23 protein-coding genes are annotated in these 21,855 nt (G+C 69.5%); 14 read left to right on the top strand and 9 right to left on the bottom strand.

What is annotated here, in order from left to right; all coding sequences use genetic code 11:
• Genes ACFSDF_RS17575 through ACFSDF_RS17585 form a run of 3 tightly spaced genes read left to right on the top strand, consistent with a single transcriptional unit; the run spans position 1 to position 2,566 of the window.
• Entirely contained in the window at positions 1-927 is a 927-nt protein-coding gene (locus ACFSDF_RS17575; protein ID WP_243842959.1) for an ABC transporter ATP-binding protein, read from the top strand.
• Positions 924-1,754 carry an ABC transporter permease gene (locus ACFSDF_RS17580; protein ID WP_377158504.1) on the top strand — a complete coding sequence of 277 codons (831 nt, stop codon included), beginning with the start codon at positions 924-926 and terminating at the stop codon, positions 1,752-1,754. The genes ACFSDF_RS17575 and ACFSDF_RS17580 overlap by 4 nt, the downstream gene beginning before the upstream one ends.
• On the top strand, positions 1,754-2,566 hold the full coding sequence (locus ACFSDF_RS17585) for an ABC transporter permease (protein ID WP_167003398.1): 813 nt from the start codon (positions 1,754-1,756) through the stop codon (positions 2,564-2,566). Before ACFSDF_RS17580 ends, ACFSDF_RS17585 begins: the two co-directional genes overlap by 1 nt.
• Positions 2,567-2,578: 12 nt before the next feature.
• Here ACFSDF_RS17585 and ACFSDF_RS17590 read toward each other — a convergent pair whose 3' ends face one another.
• The gene (locus tag ACFSDF_RS17590) at positions 2,579-3,400 is read right to left on the bottom strand and encodes a TetR/AcrR family transcriptional regulator (RefSeq protein ID WP_377158506.1); all 822 of its coding nucleotides are present in this window, start codon (positions 3,398-3,400) and stop codon (positions 2,579-2,581) included.
• Between the two features lie 88 nt (positions 3,401-3,488).
• Here ACFSDF_RS17590 and ACFSDF_RS17595 point away from each other — a divergent pair, with 88 nt between their 5' ends.
• The 6 genes from ACFSDF_RS17595 to ACFSDF_RS17620 all read left to right on the top strand — a co-directional run bounded on the left by ACFSDF_RS17595 (position 3,489) and on the right by ACFSDF_RS17620 (position 11,085).
• Complete coding sequence (locus tag ACFSDF_RS17595; RefSeq protein WP_377158508.1) at positions 3,489-5,666, top strand: MMPL family transporter; 2,178 nt, start codon at positions 3,489-3,491, stop codon at positions 5,664-5,666.
• On the top strand, positions 5,663-5,857 hold the full coding sequence (locus tag ACFSDF_RS17600) for a DUF3046 domain-containing protein (protein WP_167003392.1): 195 nt from the start codon (positions 5,663-5,665) through the stop codon (positions 5,855-5,857). The genes ACFSDF_RS17595 and ACFSDF_RS17600 overlap by 4 nt, the downstream gene beginning before the upstream one ends.
• A 109-nt stretch (positions 5,858-5,966) precedes the next feature.
• A complete protein-coding gene (locus ACFSDF_RS17605; RefSeq protein ID WP_167250521.1) occupies positions 5,967-8,219 on the top strand; it encodes a catalase in 2,253 nt (750 codons plus the stop codon).
• Positions 8,220-8,434: 215 nt separating this feature from the next.
• Positions 8,435-9,529 (top strand): recombinase RecA, encoded by a 1,095-nt coding sequence (gene recA / locus ACFSDF_RS17610; protein WP_167003388.1) that lies wholly within the window; start codon positions 8,435-8,437, stop codon positions 9,527-9,529.
• 2 nt (positions 9,530-9,531) lie between these two features.
• Positions 9,532-10,119 (top strand): regulatory protein RecX, encoded by a 588-nt coding sequence (locus tag ACFSDF_RS17615; protein ID WP_377158511.1) that lies wholly within the window; start codon positions 9,532-9,534, stop codon positions 10,117-10,119.
• Between the two features lie 27 nt (positions 10,120-10,146).
• Positions 10,147-11,085: a M28 family metallopeptidase gene (locus ACFSDF_RS17620; RefSeq protein ID WP_167250523.1), complete on the top strand. Its 939-nt coding sequence runs from the start codon at positions 10,147-10,149 to the stop codon at positions 11,083-11,085.
• A gap of 30 nt (positions 11,086-11,115) precedes the next feature.
• Here the strand turns inward: ACFSDF_RS17620 and ACFSDF_RS17625 are convergent, their stop codons facing one another.
• Positions 11,116-12,507 (bottom strand): CapA family protein, encoded by a 1,392-nt coding sequence (locus tag ACFSDF_RS17625; RefSeq protein WP_377158513.1) that lies wholly within the window; start codon positions 12,505-12,507, stop codon positions 11,116-11,118.
• Positions 12,508-12,542: 35 nt separating this feature from the next.
• On the opposite strand from ACFSDF_RS17625, the gene ACFSDF_RS17630 reads away from it, so the two are divergent.
• From ACFSDF_RS17630 to ACFSDF_RS17640, 3 genes are read left to right on the top strand one after another with little or no spacing between them, the layout of a single operon-like run.
• Complete coding sequence (locus tag ACFSDF_RS17630) at positions 12,543-13,088, top strand: GNAT family N-acetyltransferase (protein ID WP_167003381.1); 546 nt, start codon at positions 12,543-12,545, stop codon at positions 13,086-13,088.
• Between the two features lie 22 nt (positions 13,089-13,110).
• Positions 13,111-13,575, top strand: a complete 465-nt coding sequence (locus ACFSDF_RS17635) for a hotdog fold domain-containing protein (RefSeq protein WP_167003379.1) — start codon at positions 13,111-13,113, stop codon at positions 13,573-13,575.
• Positions 13,576-13,609: 34 nt separating this feature from the next.
• Positions 13,610-13,912 carry a hypothetical protein gene (locus ACFSDF_RS17640; RefSeq protein WP_167003378.1) on the top strand — a complete coding sequence of 101 codons (303 nt, stop codon included), beginning with the start codon at positions 13,610-13,612 and terminating at the stop codon, positions 13,910-13,912.
• Between the two features lie 18 nt (positions 13,913-13,930).
• Here the strand turns inward: ACFSDF_RS17640 and ACFSDF_RS17645 are convergent, their stop codons facing one another.
• The 4 genes from ACFSDF_RS17645 to ACFSDF_RS17660 form a co-directional block, all read right to left on the bottom strand.
• Positions 13,931-14,851: an amino acid ABC transporter permease gene (locus tag ACFSDF_RS17645; RefSeq protein ID WP_167003376.1), complete on the bottom strand. Its 921-nt coding sequence runs from the start codon at positions 14,849-14,851 to the stop codon at positions 13,931-13,933.
• Positions 14,848-15,495 carry an amino acid ABC transporter permease gene (locus ACFSDF_RS17650; protein WP_167003374.1) on the bottom strand — a complete coding sequence of 216 codons (648 nt, stop codon included), beginning with the start codon at positions 15,493-15,495 and terminating at the stop codon, positions 14,848-14,850. The genes ACFSDF_RS17645 and ACFSDF_RS17650 overlap by 4 nt, the downstream gene beginning before the upstream one ends.
• Before the next feature lie 79 nt (positions 15,496-15,574).
• Positions 15,575-16,477: a glutamate ABC transporter substrate-binding protein gene (locus ACFSDF_RS17655; RefSeq protein WP_167003372.1), complete on the bottom strand. Its 903-nt coding sequence runs from the start codon at positions 16,475-16,477 to the stop codon at positions 15,575-15,577.
• A 119-nt stretch (positions 16,478-16,596) separates the two neighbouring features.
• The gene (locus ACFSDF_RS17660; protein ID WP_167004872.1) at positions 16,597-17,325 is read right to left on the bottom strand and encodes an amino acid ABC transporter ATP-binding protein; all 729 of its coding nucleotides are present in this window, start codon (positions 17,323-17,325) and stop codon (positions 16,597-16,599) included.
• A gap of 207 nt (positions 17,326-17,532) precedes the next feature.
• Here ACFSDF_RS17660 and miaB point away from each other — a divergent pair, with 207 nt between their 5' ends.
• Positions 17,533-19,032 carry a tRNA (N6-isopentenyl adenosine(37)-C2)-methylthiotransferase MiaB gene (miaB, locus tag ACFSDF_RS17665; RefSeq protein WP_167003370.1) on the top strand — a complete coding sequence of 500 codons (1,500 nt, stop codon included), beginning with the start codon at positions 17,533-17,535 and terminating at the stop codon, positions 19,030-19,032.
• A gap of 3 nt (positions 19,033-19,035) precedes the next feature.
• On the opposite strand, the gene ACFSDF_RS17670 is transcribed toward miaB, so the two are convergent.
• A complete protein-coding gene (locus ACFSDF_RS17670; RefSeq protein WP_167003368.1) occupies positions 19,036-19,254 on the bottom strand; it encodes an antitoxin in 219 nt (72 codons plus the stop codon).
• A gap of 46 nt (positions 19,255-19,300) precedes the next feature.
• On the bottom strand, positions 19,301-19,771 hold the full coding sequence (locus tag ACFSDF_RS17675; RefSeq protein WP_167003366.1) for an NUDIX domain-containing protein: 471 nt from the start codon (positions 19,769-19,771) through the stop codon (positions 19,301-19,303).
• A gap of 48 nt (positions 19,772-19,819) precedes the next feature.
• Between ACFSDF_RS17675 and ACFSDF_RS17680 the strand changes: the two genes are divergently transcribed.
• Positions 19,820-20,506: a class III extradiol ring-cleavage dioxygenase family protein gene (locus ACFSDF_RS17680; RefSeq protein WP_167003364.1), complete on the top strand. Its 687-nt coding sequence runs from the start codon at positions 19,820-19,822 to the stop codon at positions 20,504-20,506.
• Between the two features lie 23 nt (positions 20,507-20,529).
• Here ACFSDF_RS17680 and ACFSDF_RS17685 read toward each other — a convergent pair whose 3' ends face one another.
• Positions 20,530-21,666 (bottom strand): class I SAM-dependent methyltransferase, encoded by a 1,137-nt coding sequence (locus ACFSDF_RS17685; protein ID WP_167003362.1) that lies wholly within the window; start codon positions 21,664-21,666, stop codon positions 20,530-20,532.
• Positions 21,667-21,855: the final 189 nt, after the last annotated feature.

The raw sequence follows: 21,855 nt of genomic DNA on the forward strand, positions 1-21,855 counted from the left end.
GTGACGGAGGCGATGATCGAGGCGCACGGGCTGCGCAAGGCGTACGGGGACCTCGAGGCGGTCAAGGGCATCGACGTGGTGGTCGGGCGCGGCGAGGCCTTCGGCTTCCTCGGCCCGAACGGTGCCGGCAAGTCCTCGACGATGCGGATGATCGCGGCGGTCTCGCCGACCAGCGGAGGCACGCTGCGCATCCTCGGACGCGACCCGGCGACGGACGGGTCCGAGATCCGCGCCCGGATCGGCGTCTGCCCGCAGGAGGACTCGCTCGACACCGACCTCACCGTCTACGAGAACCTCGTCGTCTACACGCGCTACTTCGGGTTCTCGCGGTCGTACGCCCGGGCCAAGGCCGACGAGCTGCTCGCGTTCGTCAAGCTCACCGACAAGCGCCACCAGATGGTCGACGATCTCTCCGGCGGCATGAAGCGGCGCCTCACGATCGCGCGCTCGCTCGTCAACAACCCCGAGATGCTGCTGCTCGACGAGCCGACGACCGGGCTCGACCCGCAGGCTCGCCACGTCGTCTGGGACCAGCTCTACCGGCTCAAGCAGACCGGCGTGACGCTGGTGCTCACGACGCACTACATGGATGAGGCCGAGCAGCTGTGCGACCGGCTCGTGGTCATGGACGACGGCCAGATCGTCGCCGAAGGCGCCCCGCACGAGCTGATCGCGCGCTACTCGACGCGCGAGGTCGTCGAACTGCGGATGGGCGTCGGCGAGAATGAGGCCGCCGCCCAGCAGGTCGCCGATCTCGGCGAGCGCGTAGAGGTGCTGCCCGACCGTGTGCTGATCTACACCGCCGACGGCGAGAAGGCCGCCGAGGCAGCCGTGGACCGAGGGCTGCAACCCCGTTCGACCCTCGTACGGCGCTCGACCCTGGAGGACGTCTTCCTCCGCCTGACAGGACGGGCGCTGGACGCATGAGCACTGCCCCGGCGATCTCGGAGGTGCTGCACGACCGACCGCGCGGCGACGGCGGTCGATGGGCCGCCGTACGCCGCCAGGTCCCGTACTACCTGACCGTGCTCCGCCGTACCTGGCGCGGCTCGATCTTCTCGTACGCGGTCCTGCCGGTGATCATGCTGGCGTCGTTCGGCCTGGGGCTCGGCAGCTTCGTCAATGACGACGCGGCGCTCGGCGGCGTCGACTACCTCGACTTCATCGCGCCGGGCATCCTCGCGACGTCCGCGCTGACGGCGGCGGCGGGGGAGGCGCTTTACCCGGTGTATGCGATGTTCACCTGGACCAAGATGGCGTACGCGATGTCGTCGACGCCGCTCGGTGCGGTCGACGTCGTCAACGGCGTGACGGCGTACGTGACGTTCCGCGTGGCCACGGCGACGGTCGCCCTGACGATCGTGCTCGGCCTCTTCGGCACGCTCGCGTCGGTCGGCGGCGCGTCGCTGCTCGTCCTGGCAGGCACGCTCGTCGGTGCGGCGCACGGGGCGGTCTTCATCGGGTACGCGGCCTGGACCGGCTCCGACAGCGCGCTCACGCTGATGTTCCGGCTCGGCGTGATCCCGATGACGATGTTCTCCGGCGCGTTCTTTCCGATCGACCAGCTGCCGGAAGTGGTCCAGGTGATCGCTCACGTCCTCCCTGCGTGGCACGGCGTGGAGCTCGCGCGGATGTGCAGCACCGACACGCTGACGCCGATGGCTCTCGTGCACGTCGCGTACCTCGTGGTCGTCGGTCTCGCCGGCTGGTGGTGGGCGCGACGGGCGTTCGGACGACGTCTAGGGAGCCAGTGATGAGCACGACGACGGTGCCGACCGAGGCGCAACGCCGCGAGGCGCAGCGGCGGACCGGTTCGGGCCGGTTGGTCGGCCGCAACATCCTGGTCTACCGACGGGCGCCGCTGGTGTTCGCGTCGGGGTTCCTGGAGCCGCTGATCTATCTGCTGTCCATCGGGGTCGGCGTCGCGGCGCTGGTCGGGGACGTGACCCTCGACAACGGCCAGGAGGTCCCCTACACGGTCTTCGTCGCGCCGGCGATGCTCGCGACGCAGGCGATGAACGGGGCGCTGTTCGACGCGACGTTCGGGGTCTTCTTCCGACTCAAGTACGAGCACCTGTACGACGCCGTGCTCGCGACGCCGATGCGGCCGGTGGACGTCGCGGTGGGTGAGGTGACCTGGGCGACGCTTCGCGGGGCCGGCTACTCCGCGGCGTTCGTCGTGATCATGGCGGTGATGGGGCTGACCGAGTCGTGGTGGGCCCTGCTGGCCCTGCCGGCAGCGCTGCTGGTCGCGTTCGCGTTCGCCGCCTGCGGCATGGCGCTGTCCACGTACATGCGCTCGTGGCAGGACTTCGAGCTGATCCAGGTGGCGGTGATGCCGATGTTCTTGCTGTCGGCGACGTTCTACCCGCTGTCGGCGTATCCGGGGTGGCTTCAGCAGGTGGTTCAGGTGACGCCGCTCTACCAGGCGGTGGACCTCATCCGTTCGCTCACGACCGGGCACGTAACGCCGGGGTTATGGCTGCCGGTCGTGTACTTCCTCGTCTTCGGCGCGCTCGGGCTGCGTGTCGCCTCGCAGCGGGTGGGCACGCTGATCCTGCGCTGAGCCGCCTGGGGCTCAGGGTGCGGGCTCGGCTTCCAGCACCTCGCTGACGACACGCTGGAGGTCGGTACGCCGCGCCTGCAGGCCGAGGACCTCGGCGCAGTCGTTCATCATGTCGCGGTAGAGCGCGCCGGTGGCGACGACCTCCTTGTCGATGTGCCCGAACACCTCCAACGCCGTCGTCCCGTACAGGCGAGACCACGCGCGGACGAAGGCCCACGTCGCTTCGGTGGGGACGTCGGTATTGAGCTTCGACGTCAGCGACGTCGTGAAGCTCTCCTCGGCGGGAGCGGGGACCGGGCCGGTCGCCGGATAGCCCTGGCGCTCCCAGATCTCGACGACGAGCCGCCCGAAGAAGTTGCCGAAGCGATGCGCCGCCGCCGTGCACTCCGCTCCGACCACCGTGGCGCCCGACGGCGGCTCGACGGGGCCTCCGAGCAGGTCCGCGCCGAGGTCGACGGACTTGGCGCCGCTCGTGATCGGATTCGCGAAGGTCAGCCCGAACTCCTGAGGGTTCTGCAGCGACCACTGCCGGAACGCGGTAGAGCCGGCGACGACCTGGGCCGCCGGGTCGCCCTCGTACGGGGCGGCGGTCGCCTCGAGCGTGGCGAGCAGGTCGTCGTACACCTGCGCCGCGACGCGCAACGTGAGGTCCTCGAGGCTGCTCACGTAGCGGTAGAGCGCCGGCGCGGTCATCCCCATCGTCTGCGCCACCGCGCGCAGTGAGATCTCGTGCGTCTCGACGAGGAGCGCACGTGCCGTGCGCACGATCTCGTCAAGGGTCGCCTGGCGCTGCTGGTCGCGGCGTGTGGGCCGACCCCTTGACATCGCGTCCATCCGCTCAGCATAGTGAACAGTGTTAGCGGTGAACGCTGTTAACAATAGTGAACGCCATTCACTGTGGTGAAGATGACGGGGGATTCCGATGGAACGGTGGGGACGCTTCGTCGCACGACGAGCGGGATGGGTGCTCGGCCTGGGACTGCTGGTGGTCGTGGCCGCGGGGGCGTACGGCACAGGGGTGTTCGGCGCTCTCAGCGACGGTGGGTTCGACGATCCCGGCAGCGAGTCGTACCGCGCCTCCGAGCTGATCGACGAGACCGTCGGGCGCCACGGTGCCGACCTCGTCGCGGTCTACGAGAGCAAGGACATGACGGTCGACGCGGCACCGTTCCGCGAGGCGGTCGCCGACGTCGTCGCGGGGCTGCCCGCCGAGGCCGTCGAAGAGGTCGTCGCGTACGGCCCGCCGGGGACCGAGTCGCTGGTCTCGCGCGACCGGCACGCGACGAGTGTCCTGATCACCCTGACCGGCGAGGACCAGGACGCGCTGCTCGAGGCGTACGACGAGGTCCGGCCCGCGCTCGACGGCGCCGCTGTCGACGACGGGACGCTCGACCTCGCGGTCGCGGGTCAGTGGGCGGTCTTCGACGACGTCAACACGATCGTCTCCGAAGACATCGCCCGCGCCGAGATGCTGTCGATGCCGCTCGTGCTCGTGCTCAGCCTGATCGTCTTCGGGTCGGTCGTGGCCGCACTCATGCCGGTCGGCATCGGGGCCGTCGCGGTGCTCGGTGCCCTCGCAGTCGTGCGGCTGCTGACCACCGTCACCGACGTGTCGGTCTTCGCGATCAACATCATCACACTGCTTGGACTGGGGCTCGCGATCGACTACGCGCTGTTCGTGGTGAGCCGTTTCCGCGACGAGCTGGCCGTACGCGACTCCTCCGACCGCGCGCAGGTGCATGACGCCGTCGGCGCGACGATGCGTACCGCTGGCCGTACGGTCCTCTTCTCCGGACTGACCGTCGCCATGGCGATGTCCGCGCTGCTGGTCTTCCCGCAGACGTTTCTGCGCTCGATGGCGTACGGCGGGGTGGCCGCCGTGGTCGTCGCGATGGCCGCGGCGTTGACGCTGCTCCCGGCGACGCTCGCGCTGCTCGGCAGGCGTATCGAGGCCGGCGCGATGCCGTGGCGACGTCGGGCGCGGCGTCCGTCCCAGGGCTGGGCGCGCTTCGCCCGCACGGTCATGCGCAGGCCGATCGTGAGCCTCGCGCTGGTCACCGCCTTCCTCTTGCTGCTCGCGAGCCCGTTCCTGTCGGCGTCGTGGGGGAGCGTCGATCACCGGGCGCTGCCGGCGGACGCACCGTCGCGGATCGCCACGGAGAGGCTCGAGGATGGCTTCGGCGGACCGACGAGCGACGCGCAGGTGTTCCTCGCCACCGACGACCGGGCCGACGTGGCGTCGTACGTCACCGACCTGCGCACCGTGGACGGCGTGGCAGACGCACGTACGGTGGCCGCCGACGACGGCGGCACACTCGTCGACGTCACGTGGTCTGGCACCTCGCAGAGCCAGTCGTCCCAGGACCTCGTACGAGATCTGCGTGCGGTCGACGCGCCCGCGGACGCGTACGTGGGTGGCACGACGGCGCAGACGGTCGACATGCTCGACGAGATCGGTGACCGGCTCCCGCTGATGATCGGGCTGATCGTGGCGGCGATGCTGGTGCTGCTGTTCGTCGCGTTCGGATCGGTGGTGCTCCCGATCAAGGCCGTCTTGGTCAACATCGTGTCGATCACGGCGGCGTTCGGGGTGGTGACGTGGATCTTCGCCGACGGCAACCTTGAGGGACTGCTCGGCTACACGTCGTCGGGCTACCTCGACGGGACGCAGCCGATCTTGATGTTCGCGATCCTGTTCGGGTTGTCGATGGACTACGAGCTGTTCCTGCTGTCGCGGATCCGCGAGCAGTGGGACGTCACCGGTGACAACGAGGTCGCGGTCGCGACGGGCGTCCAGAAGACCGGTCGGATCATCACCAGCGCGGCGCTGCTGCTCGCGGTCGTGATCGGCGCGTTCGCGACGTCGGGGATCGTGTTCATGAAGATGATCGGCGTCGGGATGCTCGTGGCGCTGCTGATCGACGCCACCCTCGTCCGGCTCGTCATGGTGCCCGCGACGATGAAGCTCCTCGGCCGCGCGAACTGGTGGGCGCCGGGCCCGCTGCGCCGGTGGTGGGAGCGGTACGGCCTGCGCGAGGGCGGCGCGGAGCCGGCGGCCGGCGGGGTCGGCAAGGAGCGCACCCGCATACTGGCCGAGTGAGGCACAGCGAGCTCTGGGAGCGCATGGAAAAGCACCTCGGTGGCGGGTACGCCCCGGTGTGGGCCGACCACCAGGTGCTGGCCGAGCTCGGCGGGCGGACCGTCACCGAGGCGCTCGACGCCGGGGTCGCCCCCAAGACGGTCTGGCGTGCCGTCTGGGCGGCGTTGCAGCTGCCGCCGGCCGAGCGCTGACGTCGCCTCGAGATCGGAGATCGCCGGCGGTCGGTGGTGTGCAGGGACCCCGCGCGGGTACCGGCCCCTCGTACGACCGGTAAGCCGTTCCGATCAACGAGGAGAGACGATGGATCTCAAACAGCTGGCCAAAGAGACCTTCGATCGGGTCGTCCACGGCCTCACCGGAGATGCAGAGCGTGCGATCCCGGGCGCTCCGGGTGTGGAGCCGCCGAGTCTCGCCGAGCCGACGGAACCGCGTGAGCCGCTGCCGCCGAAGCCCGACCAGTCCGCGCCCGCGACCCGTACCGCCACCGGCGTGGAGACTGGTGCGCCGCTGACCGCCCGGGCGCAGCAGGAGACCTTCCTGACGACGTCGGCAGGGGTTCGCCTACGCGACACCGACCACTCCCTCAAGGCAGGTGAGCGGGGCCCGACACTGCTTCAGGACCACCACCTGCGCGAGAAGATCACCCACTTCGACCACGAGCGCATCCCCGAGCGGGTGGTGCACGCCCGAGGCGCCGGGGCGCACGGCGTGTTCGTGGGCTACGGCACCGCCGACGCCGTCTGCAGGGCGACGTTCCTGCGCGAAGGCGTGGAGACGCCGACGTTCGTGCGCTTCTCGACCGTGCTGGGCTCCCGCGGCTCGGCGGACACGGTCCGCGACACGCGCGGCTTCGCGACGAAGTTCTACACCGACGAGGGCAACTTCGACCTCGTCGGCAACAACATCCCGGTGTTCTTCATCCAGGACGGCATCAAGTTCCCCGACGTCATCCACGCCGGCAAGCCCCACCCGGACCGGGAGATCCCGCAGGCGCAGAGCGCCCACGACACCTTCTGGGACTTCGTCTCGCTGCACACCGAGGCGCAGCACCACACGATGTGGAACATGTCCGACCGCGGCATCCCGCGCTCCTACCGGATGATGGAGGGGTTCGGCGTTCACACCTTCCGCGTGGAGAACGCCGCTGGGGAGACCTCGCTGGTGAAGTTCCACTGGAAGCCGCGGCTCGGCGTGCACTCGCTGACCTGGGAAGAGGCCCAGATCGCCGCCGGCGTCGACCCGGACTTCCACCGGCGTGACCTGTACGACGCGATCGAGGCGGGTGCCTTCCCCGCATGGGAGTTGGGCCTGCAGGTCTTCCCGGACAACCCAGAGCAGATGTTCGACGGCATCGACCTTCTCGACCCGACGAAGATCGTGCCCGAGGAGCTGGCTCCCGTGCAGCCGGTGGGCCTGATGGTGCTCACTGCGAACCCGACGAACTTCTTCGCCGAGACCGAGCAGGTGGCCTTCCACGTCGGGCACCTGGTCCCCGGGATCGACGCGACGGATGATCCGCTGGTGCAGGCGCGCCTGTTCTCGTACGTCGACACGCAGCTGACGCGGCTCGGGGGGCCGAACTTCAACCAGCTCCCCGTGAACCGGCCGCACACCGAGGTCAACGACATGCTCCGCGACGGCTTCCACCAGCACGCCGTGCACGCGGGGGTGGCGCCGTACCGGCCCAATTCGCTCGATGGTGGCTGTCCGTTCCATGCCGGCGCCGACGTCGAAGGGGCCTTCGAGCATCTCGCGGTGCGCGTGGCCGAAGGCACGAAGGTACGGGCACAGCCTGCCTCGTACGACGACCACTTCAGCCAGGTGCGGCTCTTCTGGAAGAGCATGACGCCGGTGGAGCAGGAGCACATCATCCGCGCCTACACGTTCGAGCTGGGCAAGTGCTACGAGCAGACGATCAAGGAACGTCAGCTGGAGTGCCTGGCGAACATCGACCCGGTGCTCTGCGCCGAGGTCGCCACGGGTCTGGGCCTGCCTGCACCGTCGCCGACGATCGAGCTGGCCGAGCCCGTGCCGAGCCCCGCGCTCTCGCAGGTGGGCGAGACGTGGCCGTCGGACGGACGTATCGTCGGCATCGTTGTCGACCCGGACGGTGACCTGTCCGGCGTCGACGCGATCAGCACGACGATCTTCGAGGCCGGCATGATGCCGCTCGTGATCGCTCCGCACGGCGGGACGGTCGGCGACGGGATCACCGTGCAGCGGACCTTCGCGACGGCGCGGTCGGTGGAGTTCGACGCCGTTCTCCTCGCCGGCGCGCCGGTTCCGGCGCCGGACGCGCTGCCGCTGCGCGACGAGAAGGCGGGTACGGCCGGGACGACCACGATCGACCCGCGCGTGGTGCTGCTGGTAGAGGAGTGCTTCCGACAGGCCAAGGCCATCGGGGCGTGGGGCGCCGGCGCGGCCGTGCTGGACGCCCTGGGAGCCGACGGCCTCGGCATCGTCCGAGGCGAGAACGGGGCTGAGGTGCTCGCCGGTGTCCAGGAGGCCATGGCGCTGCACCGGGCGTGGGACCGCTTCGCGCCCGCAGTCTGAGCGCTCAGCCGCCCCCCTGGGGATCGACGCGACTACCGACACGCGACACGCGCGTGTCGGTAGTCGCATCGAACAGGTGTTCGGACTAGAGTCGTCCCACAGGTCGACGCAGAGACCCGGCATCCACAGGCGCCCGTACGAGCCGTACGAGTGTCAGTGCCGGTCTCTAACGTCGTAGATGACCGGCGGACACGAATGTTGAAGGGACCACGCTGATGGCTGCTGACCCCGGCAAGGGCGCACCGAAGGACCGCGACAAGGCACTCGACGCGGCGATGGCGCAGATCGAGCGCTCGCACGGCAAGGGATCGGTGATGCGCCTCGGTGAGCGTGGCAAGATCCCGATCGAGGTCATCCCCACCGGGGCGATCTCGCTCGACATCGCCCTCGGCATCGGCGGGCTCCCGCGCGGCCGCATCGTCGAGATCTACGGGCCGGAGTCCTCCGGCAAGACGACGGTCGCGCTCCACGCCGTGGCCAACGCGCAGCGCGCCGGCGGCATCGCGGCGTTCATCGACGCCGAGCACGCGCTCGACCCCGACTATGCCAAGGCTCTGGGCGTCGACACCGACGCGCTGCTGATCTCCCAGCCTGACTCCGGTGAGCAGGCGCTCGAGATCGCCGACATGCTGATCCGCTCCGGGGCGCTCGACATCATCGTCATCGACTCGGTGGCCGCACTCGTGCCGCGCGCCGAGATCGAGGGCGAGATGGGTGACAGCCATGTCGGTCTGCAGGCCCGCCTCATGAGCCAGGCGCTGCGCAAGCTCACCGGTGCGATCCACGGCGCCGGCACGACCGCGATCTTTATCAACCAGCTCCGCGAGAAGATCGGCGTGATGTTCGGCTCGCCCGAGACGACGACGGGCGGCAAGGCGCTCAAGTTCTACGCCTCCGTCCGCCTCGACGTCCGACGCATCGAGACGCTCAAGGACGGCACCGACATGGTCGGCAACCGCACGCGCTGCAAGGTCGTCAAGAACAAGATGGCCCCGCCGTTCAAGCAGGCCGAGTTCGACATCATGTACGGCCAGGGCATCAGCCGCGAGGGCAGTCTCCTCGATGTCGGTGTCGAGGCGGGCTTTGTCCGCAAGGCCGGCGCTTGGTACACCTACGAGGGCGATCAGCTCGGCCAGGGCAAGGAGAACGCGCGCAACTTCCTGCGCGACAACCCCGACCTCGCCAACGAGCTCGAGAAGAAGATCATGGAGCACCTCGGCATCGGTGCCGTCGTGGACGAGCCGGCCGATGTCGTCGCTGATGCCAAGGGCGGCAAGAAGGCCGGCAAGGTCGTCGAGGTCGACTTCTGAGCATGGCCCGCAGGCAGGGTGCGGGGTCTCGTCGCCGACGAGGCCCCGGCCGCGACGTCGAGCCGGAGGTCGATCGTGATCTCGGGCCGGAGCCGGACCACGAGGCGATCGCCCGCAAGATCCTGCTCGACCGCCTCGCCGAGCGACCGCGCTCACGCGCCGAGCTTGCGACCCAGCTCGGGCGGCGCAACGTCCCGGACGAGATCGCGGAGCGGATGCTCGACCGGTTCGAGGCGGTCGGGCTTGTCGACGACGAGGAGTTCGCGCAGCTGTGGGTGCGGTCGCGCCAGCAGATACGTGGGCTCTCCGGGCGCGCGCTCGCGCTCGAGCTGCGCCGCAAGGGCGTCGACGACGAGATCGTGCGCGATACCATCGACGCGATCGATCCCGCCTCCGAGGAGGAGGTCGCGCGGGCGCTGGTCCGCAAAAAGCTCCGCTCGCTCCGCAACGTCGACGAGCAGGTGAAGGTCCGCCGGCTGGTCGGTGTCCTCGGACGCAAGGGATATGGTCCCGGACTGGCTTACCGCATCGTCCGCGAGGAGATCGGCGCTGAGGTCGACCCGTTCGACGCCGGCGACTGGGACGACTGAGGCGCTGCGTGGTGCCACCATGGGGCCATGCGCAGCGTCGTCGCAGGTGCGGCGCTCCTGCTGCTGAGCGCGTGCAGCGGGGGCGTGGACGACGGCGCTCGGACGACCTCCGAACCGCCGCCCCCGTCCGTCGAGACCTCGCCACCTCCGTCGGTCGAGCCCGTCGAGACCTCGCCGACGGTCGACGTCGCCTCGATGCGGACCGCGATCCGCCACCTCGCCGTACGGATCGGGCCGCGCCTCGCGACCTCTCCCGCCTTCCACGAGGCCGCCGACTGGTTCCGTGCTGAGCTGAGCGGCCTCGGCTACACCATCACCGACGAGTCCTTCCGCGTGCCGGCAGGCGACTCGTGGGGCGTACCGGTCGAGGCGGGACGTTCGCTCAACGTCATCGCGGACCCGCCCGGCTTCGAGCCGTCCCGGCCGCACTTGGTCGTCGGCGCGCACCTCGACACCGTCGCGGTCTCGCCAGGCGCTGAGGACAACGCGTCGGGCGTCGCCGTCGTCCGCGAGCTTGCACGCCTCGCCATGGAGAACGGGACCCGCCTCCCGGTGCGGTTTGTCGCGTTCGGAGCGGAGGAGCCGCGCGGACCTGGCGATGCCCTCCACCACTTCGGGTCGCAGCACCGCGTTGTGCAGATGTCGGCGGCCGAGCGCCGCGCCACAAGGGCGATGGTGTCGCTCGACCGCGTGGGAGTGCGCGGACGATCCGTCCCGGTGTGCGACGGCGGCACGAGCACCGGCCGCGTCGTGCGCGCGCTGGTCGACGCCGCAGGCGGCATCCCGACGACCACGTGCGAAGACCGTGCGAGCGACCACTGGTCGTACGAGAAGGCTGACGTCCCCGCTGCACGGCTCGGGAGCATCCCGTACGCCGGCTACCACTCCGAGGGCGACCGGCCGAACGCCGTTGACGACCTGCAGCTGCGCCGCGTCGCCTCGATCACCTGGCGCTGGCTCCGCTGAGCTCCCGCGGACTCGACCGGCGGAGGGCAGTCAGGGGAGTGCGTAAGGACCGCGGCTGGTCTCCCACGCGGTGGCGAGGATGCGCTCTGCCCGACCTCCTCGTACGGGACGCGGGGTGAAGTCGTCGCCGATCACGTACGGGACGAGCTGGGCGCCCTTGACGACGCCGTCCCACAGCACGAGCTCGAGGACGGCCCCCTCACGCGTGCGCTGCTGGAGGTCCATGTCGAACACGAAGTTGCCGAGCGAGTGTGCGACAAGCGTGTCACCGACCTGCTCGAGCCCTTGCAGCCAGTGTGGATGGCCGCCGACGACCACGTCCGCGCTGGCCTGCGCGAGCACGCGAGCGACGCGGCGCTGGGATGGCTCGGGCACGTTCGTGTACTGCGTGCCCCAGTGCGTCAACACGATGACGATGTCGACCTTGCGGGCAAGCGCCCTTACCTGCCGTGCGAGGCGCGCGAGGCGTTCCTCGTCCATCGGCCCGGTACGAGGCGGCATGTCGAGCCGGCTTGTCCCCGCAGACGACCCCGTCGCGGCGGGGCTCTCGCCGATCGAGTCGACCGCGAGGAAACCCACCGACGTGTCGCCACGCTCGACGACCAGCGGACGCTCGGCCTCCGCGCGGTTCCTGCCCGCACCGACGTACGGGAGGCCACCCTCGCGGAGCAGCCGGAACGTGTCGCGCATCGCCGCCGCGCCGAAGTCGCCGACGTGGTTGTTGGCGAGCCCGATCACGTCGAACCCGGCCGCCCGCAACGCGCCCCGCACGTTCGGGTCCGCGCCGAACGAGTCACCGCCCTGCGTCGGTGAGCCGCGCTGCGACAGCGTGGACTCGAGGTTGCCCACGGTGATGTCGGCGGCCGCGAGCCGCTTCAGGAACGGGCGGAACACCGTCGTCGGGCCGCCGGCCTCGCGCAGATGAGCCCCGACCCTGCGACCGAGCATGAGGTCGCCGGTGATCGCGAGCGTCACGATGTCCGGATCGGGCGGAGCGACCTCGCTGCGCAAAGGGTAGGCGGCAGGGTCGCGCAGCGGGTCGACACTGCCCACCCGGACGGGGCGGACGGTCTCGTCGACCGCCGACACAGGCACGTAGCCGATGAGGTTAGGGTCGCGCCTCACTCGCGCAACGACGGCGGCGGCATCGCCGGGACGCTGAGCGGCTGGGACGTCGGAGCGGTCGGTGAGCAGGCGCAGGCCGGACAGGGAGCCCGAGCCGAGAAGCCGTACAGCGCCGTCGGCGGACAGCACACGCAAGGGGGAGTGGTGGTGGGTGACGAGGATGCGGGGGGTCTCGGGGGTCTCGACAGGCTCGACCGGCGGGGTGGGCTCGACCGGCGGGGTCTCGACAGGCTCGACCGGCGAGGGCGTGCAGCCGGCGAGCACGAGGCCGGCGACGAGGAGCGCGGTGCGTCCCATGGTCCCGAGGGTAGACGCGCCACTAATCTCGGACCATGCCCTCGATCGTCTTCCGTCCGATGGACGAGAGCGACCTCGGCCTGCTGGTCGGCTGGCGGCACGAGCCGCACGTGCTCGCGTGGTTCCGCGACCCGCCGGCTGATGTCCCCGACGCGCGGAAGTGGTACGGCGCGCGCTTGAGTGGCGACGATCCGACCCGGATGTGGGTGGTCGAGGTCGACGGTGCGCCGGTCGGTTCCTTGCAGGACTACCCGGTTGCCGCCGACGACGACCTGGCCGTACGGGTGCAGCTGCCGGGGTCCGTTGGGTTCGACTACCTGATCGGAGATCCGCGCGAGGTTGGGCGCGGGCTCGGGACGCAGGTGCTCGCGGCGTACCTGCGTGACGTCGTGCTCCCCGGCCACCGTGATGCACGGTGGTTCGTCGCCTGCCCGGATGCGCGCAATGCAGCGTCCTTGCGGGTGCTCGACAAGCTCGGATTCGCGCAGCGGCAGTGGATCCAGATGCCGGGGGAGGAGTACGCCCAGATCGTGTGCCGTGCTTCGAGGGATCACGTCGCTGGACCAGTTACCGACGAGTAACAAACCTGCTAGTGTCCCGACCATGAACCAGACGCTCGCCCTCTACACGCGCATCTCGTCCCTCCCGCTGGGCGACCGGCTGTTCGGTCTCGCCTTCTCGCTGAAGGCGCCCTACTTCCGTACGGTCCGCCCGCGGGTGCGCGAGATGCGTGCCCACCGCGCCGAGCTCGTCGTGCCGAAGCGCTGGGGCGTCCAGAACCACATCGGCACCGTCCACGCCATCGCCGTGTGCAACGGGCTCGAGGCCGCGATGGGGCTGCTCGCAGAGGCGACCGTGCCCGAGGGCTACCGGTGGCTTCCGAAGGGGATGGACGTCTCGTACCTCGCGAAGTCGACCAGCGACCTCGTCTGCGTCGCCGAGACCACCGACGCCGACTGGGCGAACGCGCCCGAGGTCGACGTGACCGTCTACGCCACCCGCGACGACGGCACGCGCGTCGTCGAGGGCGTTATCCACCTCTGGGTCACACCGAAGCCGTCGAAGTGAACCCGCGCTCGGCCGCGGGTGCGACACTGTGCCCGTGACCAGCGAGACCAACGCCTTCAGCACCCTGTCCGTACGCCGCGTCGACGGCAGCCGTGAGCTGCACCCATACGCCAGGGTCCTCGGCCTGCGCGGCGGCTACCTGTTCCTGGAGGAGGGGGTGCTCACCGATCGCTCGGGCAACGGCATCCGCACCGCCGCGGTGCACGCGATCCCGCTCGCCGAGATCGCCGCCGTCGACGTGGAGACCCACGCCGACGGCGACGAGAACAGCGAGACCACCATCGGGCTCGAGTCGGCAGGCATGCTCAACTTCGACGGCAGCGTATACGTGCGCTGAGCGGGTCTCGACTGGCACTCAGCCGGTCGTGCCGCCGACGCCGGAGCCGCCCATCGTCGCGGTCTGACGCGCAGCCTCGACCTGGGCCTGCGCCAACCGTTCCTGCTCGCCGAGTACGCCCACCGCGCTGACGTCGAGCCTGCGGCCGCCGGTGTAGCGGCGCTCGACCCAGCGCCCGAGCCAGTCGAGCAGCAGGTTGATGACCAGGTAGATCACCAGCAGCACCAGCGCGGTCGCGAGGTAGTTGCCGAACTGGCGCCAGATCTGCCGCCCGACCGTGGTCAGGCCCGGGGCGAGGATGACGAAGCCGAGCGAGGTGTCCTTGAGGGCGACGATGCACTGGCTGATGATCGACGGCAGCATGATCTTGACGGCCTGCGGCATGAGGATGGACCCCATCACCTGGTACTTGCGCATGCCCAGCGCGTACGCGGCCTCCGCCTGCCCCTTGGGGACGGCGTTGATGCCGGCGCGGAACACCTCGGCGAGCACGGAGCCGTTGTAGAGCACCAGCCCGATTACGAGCGCTTGGAACGAGCGGTCGAGCTGGAGTGAGTAGAGCGACCAGAGGAAGACGATGAGGATCAGCAGCGGCACGGCGCGGAAGAACTCGACGATGAGCCAGCACGGCCAGCGGACGAAGCGGTGCTCCGACAGCTTCCCGATCCCGAAGATGACGCCGAAGATCAGGGCACCGATGATGGCGAAGACGGCCGCTCTCAACGTGTCGAGCAGCCCACCCCAGAGGATCTCGAGGAAGGCCGGGGTGACGAAGGGCTCCCAGACCCCCTCGTACTCGAGCTGACCGTTGTCGGCGAGCGTGTTGACGACCACGTAGCCGAGCACGATGAGGCCGATGACGGTGAGGGCGCCGATGATGCGGTACAGGCGCCGCGCGCGGGGGCCCGGGGTGTCGTAAAGGACGGTGCTCTGGCTCATCGCTCTGCCCTCCAGCGTCGCTCGAGCAGGGCGGCCCCGAGAGAGATCGCCTCGACGATGATGATGTAGCCGAGGGCGATCCCGATGAAGATCGTCCAGCGGTCGGCGGCGTAGTCGTTGATGAGGCCCTTCATCCGGAACGCCGCCTCGGCGATGCCGAACGACATCGCGAGCGAGGTGTTCTTGGTGAGGGCGATGAAGACGCTGGCCAGCGGCGGGACCACGTTGCGGAAGGCCTGCGGGAGGACCACCTGCGTCATCGACTGGCCGAACGTGAAGCCCAGGGAGCGCGACGCCTCGGCCTGCCCGAGGGGGATGCCGTTGATGCCGGACCGTAGCGACTCAGCGACGAACGCGGCCGTGTAGAGACCCATCGCGAGGACGATCTTCCAGTAGAAGCTCGGGTTGATCCCGAGCTGCGGAAGGCCGTAATAGGTGATCAGCAGCAGCACCAGGAGCGGGCTGTTGCGGAAGATCGCCACGTAGACCGCGCCCGTACGGCGCAGCACCGGTACGGGGCTGACGCGGAACATCGCGATGACGGTGCCGACGACGAGCGCGAGCGCGCCCGCGCCGACGAGCAGCTGCAGCGTTTTGAGGAAGCCTTCGAGAATGATGTCCCAGTTCTCGGTCAAAGCGTCCACGTGTCACCTCCTCACGAGGTCGAGGGTTGGACAGGACTGGTGACGGGGCCGGCCGGAGCCGACCCCGTCACCGTCGAGATCACGGGCAGGGATCGAGAGTCGGGGTCTCCGGCAGGTCGATGCCACCCTTGCCCAGGGTGTCGTCGAACGCTGCCTCCCACTCGCCGTCCTCGAACGCGCCCTCGAGCGTCGTGTTGATGAAGTCGCACATGCCGGCCTGGTCCTTGTTGTAGCCGATGCCGTAGCGCTCCTCCGAGAAGGGCTCACCGACGACCTTGAGGGCGTCGGGATCCTCAGCGGCGTAGCCGGCGAGGATCGCACCATCGGTGGTCACGGCGTCGACCGAGCCGGTCTTGAGCTGCTCGACACACTCCGAGTACGTGTCGAAGCCGGCCGGCGTCGCGCCGTACTCCTCCTCGACCGTCTTGATCGAGGTCGAGCCGGTGACCGAGCAGACCTTCTTGCCGGACAGGTCGTCCGGGCCGTTGATCGAGTCGTCATCGGCCGCGACGAGCAGCTGCTGGCCGGTCACGTAGTACGGGCCTGCCTGGCCGACGACCTGGCGACGCTCGTCGGTGATCGAGTACGAGGCGATGACGAAGTCGACCGTGCTGTTCTGGAGGAACGGCTCACGGTTGTCCGAGATCGTCTCGACCCACTCGATCTTGTCGGCGGGGATGCCGAGCTGGGCGGCGAGGATCTTGCCCATGTTGGGGTCGAACCCGACCGGCGTGTCCGACGTGGCCGACTTGAAGCCGATGCCCGGCTGGTCGTACTTCACGCCGATCTTCACGGTGCCGGCGTCCGCGAGCTCCGCCATGCGGGTGCCGTCGTCGAACGTCACGTCCTCGGCGACCTCGGGGGTGAACCCGCCGTTGCCGCCGTCACTGCTGTCGCCGTCGTCGCCGGCATCGCCGCACCCGGCGAGCGTGAGCGCTGCTGCGGCGGCGATCACCGCGATCTTGGTCCTACGGATCTTCATGACTTCTCCCTTGCTAGCGGCGCCCGTGCGGCACCCGTCGTACGTTTCCCTGAACTGGTCGTAGCGGTGTCGGACTGGTCATGCATCGGAGTCGAGCACAGGCCCCGAGGCCCGCCGGCTCAGTGCTTGAGGATCTTCGCGAGGAAGTCCTTGGCACGGTCGGTCTTCGGGTTGTCGAAGAACTCCTGCGGAGTCTCCTCCTCGAGGATCTGCCCGTCGGCCATGAAGACGACGCGGTCGGCGGCCGTACGAGCGAAGCCCATCTCGTGGGTGACGACGATCATCGTCATGCCACCCTTGGCCAGCGCGACCATCGTGTCGAGGACTTCCTTGATCATCTCCGGATCAAGGGCGGAGGTGGGCTCGTCGAAGAGCATGACCTTCGGGTCCATGGCCAGGGCGCGGGCGATCGCGACGCGCTGCTGCTGCCCACCTGAGAGCTGGGCAGGGTACTTGTTGGCCTGCGACTCGACGCCGACCCGCGTCAGGAGCTCCATCGCGCGCTTCTCGGCGTCGGCCTTCGACTTCTTGCGAACCTTGACCGGCCCGAGCATCACGTTCTCGAGGACCGTCTTGTGTGCGAAGAGGTTGAACGACTGGAACACCATGCCGACGTCGGCGCGCAGCTGGGCGAGCATGCGGCCCTCCGCAGGCAGCTCGGAGCCGTCGATCGCGATCGTTCCCTCGTCGATCGGCTCGAGGCGGTTGATCGCGCGGCACAGCGTCGACTTGCCCGAACCGGACGGGCCGATCACCACCACGACCTCGCCAGGAGTCACGTGAAGGTTGATGTCCTTGAGGACGTGGAGGTCTCCGAACCACTTCTGGACGTCGTCCATGGCGACCATGTAGGTGTCCGTGGCGGTAGTGGATCCGCTGGATGATGGCACGCCAGCGGCCGAGTCGTACGAGTCATCCGACATGTGAGAAAGGTACGGTGAGCGCTGCGATGCGGCCAACTCGTCGTCCCTCAGGCCTCTCGGTTGTTGTCAGAACGTGACCCCTTGCCAGGAGAGTGTCGGGAGCCACGGCGGGCCCCGTACCCTGGGAGGGCTATGCCTAAGACGTATGAGGTGCGCACCTACGGGTGCCAGATGAACGTGCACGACTCCGAGCGCCTGTCGGGCCTGCTCGAGGACGCCGGCTATGTCGCCGCACCGCCCGTCGGCGGGGCCGAGAAGCCCGCCGACGTCGTCGTGTTCAACACGTGCGCGGTCCGTGAGAACGCCGACAACCGCCTGTACGGCACGCTCGGCCACATCGCCAGCATCAAGCGCGAGAACCCGGGCATGCAGATCGCCGTCGGCGGCTGCCTCGCCCAGAAGGACCGCGACACCATCACGAAGCGCGCCCCGTACGTGGACGTGGTCTTCGGCACCCACAACATCGGCTCCCTGCCGGCGCTGCTCGACCGCGCGCGGGTCCAGGAGGAGAGCCAGGTCGAGATCCTCGAGTCGCTCGAGGTGTTTCCGTCGACGCTGCCGACCAAGCGCGAGTCGGTGTTCGCCGCGTGGGTCTCGATCAGCGTCGGGTGCAACAACACGTGCACCTTCTGCATCGTCCCGAGCCTGCGCGGCAAAGAGAAGGACCGTCGGCCGGGCGAGATCCTCGCCGAGATCGAGGCGCTCGTCGCCGAGGGCGTCGTCGAGGTCACGCTGCTCGGCCAGAACGTCAACTCGTACGGGGTGGAGTTCGGCGACCGGTTCGCGTTCGGCAAGCTGCTGCGCGCATGCGGCGAGATCGAGGGCCTGCAGCGGGTCCGCTTCACCTCCCCGCACCCCGCCGCGTTCACCGACGACGTCATCGAGGCGATGGCCGAGACGCCGAACGTCATGCCCCAGCTGCACATGCCGCTGCAGTCCGGGTCCGACCGTGTGCTGAAGGCGATGCGCCGGTCGTACCGCAAGGACCGCTTCCTCGGCATCATCGAGCGCGTGCGCGCCGCGATGCCCGACGCCGCGATCACCACCGACATCATCGTCGGCTTCCCGGGGGAGACCGAGGAGGACTTCCTCGAGACGCTGGACGTCGTCCGTCAGGCGCGGTTCAGCTCCGCGTACACGTTCCAGTACTCACCGCGCCCCGGCACGCCAGCCGCGACCATGGACGCGCAGCTGCCCAAGGCTGTCGTGCAGGAGCGGTACGACCGGCTGGTCGCGCTCGTCAACGAGATCGCGTGGGACGAGAACAAGGCGCTCGTCGGGACGACCGTCGAGCTGCTCGTCGCCGACACGAGCGCGGGCAAGGGCGGCAAGAAGGACGAGGCCACCCACCGTCTCACCGGACGCTCGCGCGACAACCGGCTCGTGCACTTCTCGAGGCCGGACAGTGTCGAGGTGCGGCCGGGTGACGTCGTGGAGGTCGTCCTCACGAAGGCGGCGCCCCACCACCTGATGGCTGATGGGACGCCGGTCGCGGTGCGCCGGACGCGTGCGGGCGACGCGTGGGAGGCCCGCAACACCGCACCCGTCGCGGTGGGTGTCGGGCTCGGCATGCCGAGCATCGGCGCGCCGGCTCCGCTGCCTGTCAGCGACGGGCCGGCCTGCGCCTGCTGACCGTCAGGTCGTCGGGTCGCCGTCGATCTTGTCGACCCCGTCCTTGAGCGCGTCGGCGCCCTTGTCGATCTTGTCGTCGTGCTTGCCACCGGTCTTGTCGCTGGCGAGGTCGGCGGCCTTGTCGATGCCCTGGTCGATCTTGTCGCCGTGCTCCTTGATCAGGTCCTGAGCCTTGTCCTTCAGGCCGTCGGCGTTGTCCTTGAACTTGTCGAGCAGTCCCATGGGTCCCCCGGGTACGTAGTGTGGTGATCTGCTCAAATCTTAGGCGTCACCGTGCGGCGTGCGACGTCAGCGTGAGGATCGGTGGCACCGGGCCGCGGAGGTAGGTCTCGATCACCACGATCTCGTGCTCGACCCCGGGCTGGGGGAGGTCGCGCAGCCTGAACCACCGCTGGTCAGCAGCCTTCTCGGGCTCCACGATGCGGGGCTCTCCGTCCCAGGCGCGCGCGATCCAGAAGAAGTCGACCCGCTGCTCGAGCGCGGGGCCGCCCTCGACCCACCGGTGCAGCGTCGTCAGCGGTTCCAACGCGTCGGGGGCGATCGAGACACCGGCCTCCTCGTACGCCTCGCGCTGAGCCGCCGTCCGTACGGACTCGTCCGCGTCGACGTGGCCGGCGATCATCGCCCAGCACCCGTCGCGGAAGCCGGTGTTCTGCCGCAGGTGCAGCAGGATCTCCTCCTCACCCAGCGGGCCACGGAGCAGCATCACGTACGAGGCGGGGACGAGCGCGTGTCTCATGCACAGCACTCTAGGCGGCGTGTCCGGCGGTCGCGTTAGCCTCGTGACGTGCTCGTCGCCGTCGCCGTGGTCCCGCAGACACCGTTGCTCGTCCCCGAGATCGCCGCCGGCGCGGCGGGAGAGCTGGAGCCGCTGCGCGCCGCCGCGATCGAGGCCGTGCGCGAGGCGGCGGGGGTGGCCGACAGGGTCATGGTCGTGGCGCCCGGGCCTGGGGAGGAGGCATACGACTCGGTGGTCGCGGACTTCTCGGCGTTCGGGTACGAGTGCCTCGATACGGGCGCCAGCGACGTCCGGCCTGGGTCCGCGCTGCCGCTGGGGGAGTGGTTGCTCTCCGCGGCGGGCGTCACGCTTCCGCGTACCTTCCGCGAGACCACGGGCACCGCGATCGACCTCGGCGGCCACGTCCGTACGGCGTTGCTCGTCCTCGCCGATGGCACCGCGAAGCGAGAAGAATCGGCTCCGGGCCACGTGGATGTGCGGTCACTCGCCTTCGACGCGGTGATCGGTACGGCGCTGGCCGGCGTCGATCTCGACGCCCTCGCCTCGCTGGACCCCGCTCTCGCCGACGCACTGTGGGCGAGTGGCGCCCCGGCGTTCCGAGCGCTCGCCGCGACCGTGCGTGCCGACGCGGCGGAAGGATGGGCGGCGCGACTCCGCTATGACGGGGCGCCGTACGGCGTCGCCTACTGGGTCGCCGTCTGGAGCCGAAAGGACGTATGGAGCCGCCCCGCTTGATCACGTACTTGCTGGCGGCGGGCTTACCGCCCGAGCGGCCCCGGAACACCACGTGGGGGACTTTGCACTAACCGGTAGACGCGGAACATATCGTTCTCGATCGCCAGCACTGCGACGTCGGCGAAGCCTGCCTCGCGGGCGTAGCCGCGGAGCACGTCCAGCCGCATCACCGTCCCTGTGGCGCGGGTTGGGCGGTGTGACATCCCGTCGGGGAGGCAGACGAGGACCGAGTAGCCGTACATCAGCTGCTCGACGGGGTCCCCGGGACCGCTGAACGCGTCGGGCACTCGCTCGTCTACGACCAGCACCCACCCGTCCGGAGCGGCCATCGCGTGCATGCTCGCCAGCACGGACACCGGGTCTGGCATGTCGTGGATGCACTCGAAGGCTGTCACCAGCGTGTAGTCGTACGCCCCATCGACGGATCCCGCGTCAGCGTGGTGGAAGCCCACCCGTTCGGAGACGTCATGGGCGACGGCGTTCCTTCGCGCGGCCGCGACTGAGTCGGCGTCCAGGTCGAAGCCGTCGACGGTGCTCGCGGGATAGCCGGAGGCGATGCCGATCGTGGACCAGCCGTCGCCGCAGCCGATGTCCGCGACACGCGCGCCGTCGGTAAGGCGCGCGTGGAGCTCTGGCAGCGACGGCAGCCACACCTGTGGGAGTGAGGTGAGGAACAGCGCACGGTTGGCATCGGCCTGGCCGCGCCGCATGCGCGGGCCGTAGTCGCGCCACGCGACCCCGCCACCGCTGCGATAGGCGTCGACGAGCTCGGGCAACCGGGCGCCGGCGGCAGCGACGATCTGGGTGACGGGAGTGAGGTATGACTCGAGCGACCGGTCGCACAGCACCTCGCGCTGCGCGGCGCTGAGCCCGTACGTGCGGGTGTCGCCGTCGTCGGAGGGAGCGGCGACCGCAATGAGGCCCGCGACTGCTTGCTGCTCGAGCCATTCGCGGGCGTATCGTGCATCGATCCCTGCGAGGGAGGCCAGTTGCGAGGGGCGGAGCGGACCGTGCTCGGACAGGAGGTCGTACAGGTTGAGCCTGTCGCCGAGGGCGATTGTCAGGCAGTCCATCGCGCCGAGAACGGATGCGAAGATCCGCCCGGCGAACGCGTCGGTCGCTCCGCCGTCGGCTGCAGTCCCGCCTGTCGCTTGGCCCATGCCTCAGGGTCCGGTGGCGCCCGGGGCACGGTCAATCCACATTGTCTGATGTGACCTGGACAACATCGTCGCGGGCCTGCTCGTCGGGTCACCTACCACCCCCGCGCCGGCCGTACCCCCACCTGGGATCCGCACGGCGGTCGACTTCCCTGAGCGCACCGTCACCGGCGCGGCGGGCAACACGATGCT

The organism is Mumia zhuanghuii (assembly GCF_042681565.1).
Lineage (GTDB): Bacteria > Actinomycetota > Actinomycetes > Propionibacteriales > Nocardioidaceae > Mumia.

What these genes read in the sequence shown, in the direction of transcription:
- ACFSDF_RS17645 (WP_167003376.1), bottom strand. Translation starts at nt 14,851, where the DNA reads ATGAGCCAGAGCACCGTCCTTTACGACACCCCGGGCCCCCGCGCGCGG.
- ACFSDF_RS17685 (WP_167003362.1), bottom strand. Translation starts at nt 21,666, where the DNA reads ATGGGCCAAGCGACAGGCGGGACTGCAGCCGACGGCGGAGCGACCGAC.
- ACFSDF_RS17660 (WP_167004872.1), bottom strand. Translation starts at nt 17,325, where the DNA reads ATGGTCGCCATGGACGACGTCCAGAAGTGGTTCGGAGACCTCCACGTC.
- ACFSDF_RS17630 (WP_167003381.1), top strand. Translation starts at nt 12,543, where the DNA reads ATGCCCTCGATCGTCTTCCGTCCGATGGACGAGAGCGACCTCGGCCTG.
- ACFSDF_RS17580 (WP_377158504.1), top strand. Translation starts at nt 924, where the DNA reads ATGAGCACTGCCCCGGCGATCTCGGAGGTGCTGCACGACCGACCGCGC.
- miaB (WP_167003370.1), top strand. Translation starts at nt 17,533, where the DNA reads ATGCCTAAGACGTATGAGGTGCGCACCTACGGGTGCCAGATGAACGTG.
- ACFSDF_RS17625 (WP_377158513.1), bottom strand. Translation starts at nt 12,507, where the DNA reads ATGGGACGCACCGCGCTCCTCGTCGCCGGCCTCGTGCTCGCCGGCTGC.
- ACFSDF_RS17615 (WP_377158511.1), top strand. Translation starts at nt 9,532, where the DNA reads ATGGCCCGCAGGCAGGGTGCGGGGTCTCGTCGCCGACGAGGCCCCGGC.
- ACFSDF_RS17585 (WP_167003398.1), top strand. Translation starts at nt 1,754, where the DNA reads ATGAGCACGACGACGGTGCCGACCGAGGCGCAACGCCGCGAGGCGCAG.
- ACFSDF_RS17635 (WP_167003379.1), top strand. Translation starts at nt 13,111, where the DNA reads ATGAACCAGACGCTCGCCCTCTACACGCGCATCTCGTCCCTCCCGCTG.
- ACFSDF_RS17590 (WP_377158506.1), bottom strand. Translation starts at nt 3,400, where the DNA reads ATGGACGCGATGTCAAGGGGTCGGCCCACACGCCGCGACCAGCAGCGC.
- recA (WP_167003388.1), top strand. Translation starts at nt 8,435, where the DNA reads ATGGCTGCTGACCCCGGCAAGGGCGCACCGAAGGACCGCGACAAGGCA.
- ACFSDF_RS17620 (WP_167250523.1), top strand. Translation starts at nt 10,147, where the DNA reads ATGCGCAGCGTCGTCGCAGGTGCGGCGCTCCTGCTGCTGAGCGCGTGC.
- ACFSDF_RS17675 (WP_167003366.1), bottom strand. Translation starts at nt 19,771, where the DNA reads ATGAGACACGCGCTCGTCCCCGCCTCGTACGTGATGCTGCTCCGTGGC.
- ACFSDF_RS17595 (WP_377158508.1), top strand. Translation starts at nt 3,489, where the DNA reads ATGGAACGGTGGGGACGCTTCGTCGCACGACGAGCGGGATGGGTGCTC.
- ACFSDF_RS17670 (WP_167003368.1), bottom strand. Translation starts at nt 19,254, where the DNA reads ATGGGACTGCTCGACAAGTTCAAGGACAACGCCGACGGCCTGAAGGAC.
- ACFSDF_RS17605 (WP_167250521.1), top strand. Translation starts at nt 5,967, where the DNA reads ATGGATCTCAAACAGCTGGCCAAAGAGACCTTCGATCGGGTCGTCCAC.
- ACFSDF_RS17655 (WP_167003372.1), bottom strand. Translation starts at nt 16,477, where the DNA reads ATGAAGATCCGTAGGACCAAGATCGCGGTGATCGCCGCCGCAGCAGCG.